The 2,486-nt window shown below is 58.7% G+C and carries 2 protein-coding genes and 1 pseudogene; all 3 read left to right on the top strand.

All coding sequences use genetic code 11. From position 1 onward, the window contains the following. The first annotated feature begins 83 nt into the window (after positions 1 to 83). A complete protein-coding gene (tnpA, locus tag HNR62_RS15975; RefSeq protein ID WP_204797073.1) occupies positions 84 to 395 on the top strand; it encodes an IS66 family insertion sequence element accessory protein TnpA in 312 nt (103 codons plus the stop codon). Beyond that, positions 395 to 763 (top strand): IS66 family insertion sequence element accessory protein TnpB, encoded by a 369-nt coding sequence (gene tnpB / locus HNR62_RS15970; protein WP_204797072.1) that lies wholly within the window; start codon positions 395 to 397, stop codon positions 761 to 763. Before tnpA ends, tnpB begins: the two co-directional genes overlap by 1 nt. 214 nt (positions 764 to 977) lie before the next feature. Continuing rightward, positions 978 to 2,441: pseudogene (tnpC, locus tag HNR62_RS15965) on the top strand (IS66 family transposase); the annotation flags it as partial. Positions 2,442 to 2,486: the final 45 nt, after the last annotated feature.

Below are 2,486 nucleotides of genomic sequence, written 5' to 3'. Positions count from 1 at the left end.
GTAAGTGCCAATAAAACCGCATCTGTTTCTGAACATCGGAGTTCGTCACACTGAGTCCTGCCTTTAATTCAGGAGGAATCGACATGACCAACACCGATCTTCAACAGTTCTGGCGACAAACGCTCGCTGACTGGCAGGCCTCTGGCCTGACCGGGGCCGCTTACTGCAAACAACAGTCTCTCGTCTATCATCGCTTTGTTTATTGGCGTCAGAAGCTCAACAAGCCTGACCACCAGGATGACACCCGGACACCGGCCGGCTTTGCCCGCGTCGCCCCCGTGCCGGAGCATCGCTTGGCCGAACAGCTGACCCTGTCATTCCCCAATGGCATCACCGTCACCGGCCTGCACGCCGACAACATCGCCTTACTGGCTACGCTACTGAGGCAACTGTGATGCGCAACCGTTACCTGCGTCCGGCGCGACACCTGCCGGAAATTTATCTCTACCGGGCACCGGTCGACTTTCGCAAACAGGCCAATGGCCTGGCACTGATGGTTGAACTGGAGCTGGGACAGAGCCCGTTTAGTGGGGCGCTCTATGCCTTTACCAACCGTCAGCGCAACAAAATCAAGTGCCTGATGTGGGAAGACAACGGCTTCGTGCTCTATTACAAGGCGCTGGCCGAGGAGAAGTTCAAGTGGCCCAGCCCTGCCGACGAGCTGATGCCGCTGACCGGCGAGCAGATTAACTGGCTGCTGGACGGGGTCGATATCAGCCTGCTCAAGGGCCATAAAACACTGCATTATGACGCCGTTGGATAGCCGTTTTTGAGTGCACCAACTGGCTGTTTTTGCTATACTTTTGCGTATGAAAATACAGCCAGAAACCCCCGTCATCACCCCCCAGCTCAGCGGTTTATCGGCCGCTGAGCTGCTGTCGATGGTGGCCGGGCTGCAGCAGCAACTGGCGGCGCAACAGGCTGAGCTTGAGCAGCGTGAGCGTGCCCTGGAACAACGGGACCGCACGGTCAGACAGCGCGACCAGTACATTGAACTGCTCGAAGAGCTGCTGCGCTGGAAACGGGCGCAGCAGTTTGCCGCCAGCAGTGAAAAAAGCGCTCATCAGCTCCACCTGTTCGACGAAGCCGAGCTGGAAGCAGAAATCGATGCCCTGCGTGAGCAACTGCCGGAAGGCATTGAAGAAACAGACACCCCCAAACCCGCTCGCCAACGTCGCCAGCGTGGCTTCTCCGACAAACTCCTGCGCGAGCGTATCGAGCTGACCCTCTCCGAGCAGGAAAAGGCCGGTGCCACCAGCACCTTCTTTACCAAGGTCAAGGAAGAGCTGCACTTCATTCCGGCGCAACTGAAGGTGCTGGAGTACTGGCAGGAAAAAGCCGTGTTCGAGCAGGAGGGTGAAGAGCGTATCCTGGCCGCCCGGCGCCCGCTTCACCCGCTGGGTAAATGCATCGCCACCCCCTCGCTGCTGGCTTACCTGATCACGTCCAAGTATGCCGATGGCCTGCCACTGTACCGTCAGGAGCAGATGTTCAAGCGTCTGGGCCATGCGCTCAGCCGGACCAGCATGGCACACTGGATCATTCGGCTGGATACGGTATTCCGGCCGCTCATCAATCTGATGCGGGAAGTTCAGAACAGCGGTGACTATCTGCAGGCCGATGAAACCCGAATACAGGTACTGAAAGAGGATGGCAAAACCGCCCAGTCCGATAAATGGATGTGGGTAACCCGGGGCGGACCGCCACACCGGCCTTCGGTGCTGTTCGCCTATGATCCGTCTCGTGCCGGCCGCGTACCGGTGCGTCTGCTCGACGACTTTACCGGCATTCTGCAGGCCGATGGTTACTCCGGTTACGCCCAGGTGTGCAGGACGAATGCGATCACCCGGATCGGGTGTTGGGATCATGCCCGGCGCAAGTTCATGGACGCCATCAAGGGAGCCGGCAGCAAAGGTAAGCAGACCAGGGTATCCAAGGCAGAGATTGCCCTGGGTCACATCACCCCACTCTATGCGATCGAGCGTCAAATCAAGGATATGAGTCCCGCTGAGCGCTATCGCGCGCGTCAGGAACTGAGCCTGCCGAGACTGACGGCGTTCAAGGCCTGGCTGGAGGAGCATGTCGGCCGGGTGCTGAAGACATCCCTGACCCGCAAGGCGATGGAATACACCCTAAAGCAGTGGCCCGAACTGGTGGGTTACTGTGCGCGTGGCGATCTGCACATCAGCAATGTGCTGGCCGAAAATGCCATCCGCCCGTTCGCGGTGGGCCGCAAGGCGTGGCTGTTCGCCGATACTCCCCAGGGTGCCCATGCCAGTGCCAGCTGTTATTCCCTCATCGAAAGCGCCAAGGCCAACGGGCTGGAGCCTTCCAGGTACATAGCGCATGTGCTGAGCCTCATCGCCGAGGCCGACACCCTGGAAAAACTGGAAGCCCTGCTGCCCTGGCAGCTTGCCGCAGAGCTATCTCAAAAACAGTAATATTATCCGGCTGAAAGCAAGAGTGCTGATTTAATGGCGCTTACG

Source organism: Oceanisphaera litoralis (assembly GCF_016907015.1).
Lineage (GTDB): Bacteria > Pseudomonadota > Gammaproteobacteria > Enterobacterales > Aeromonadaceae > Oceanimonas > Oceanimonas litoralis.
Note: the sequence above shows the minus strand (reverse complement) of the source record. Positions and strands in the feature narration are given on the sequence as shown.

Excerpts from the sequence above, each read along its gene's own strand:
- tnpA (WP_204797073.1), top strand. The coding sequence starts at position 84 with ATGACCAACACCGATCTTCAACAGTTCTGGCGACAAACGCTCGCTGAC.
- tnpB (WP_204797072.1), top strand. The coding sequence starts at position 395 with ATGCGCAACCGTTACCTGCGTCCGGCGCGACACCTGCCGGAAATTTAT.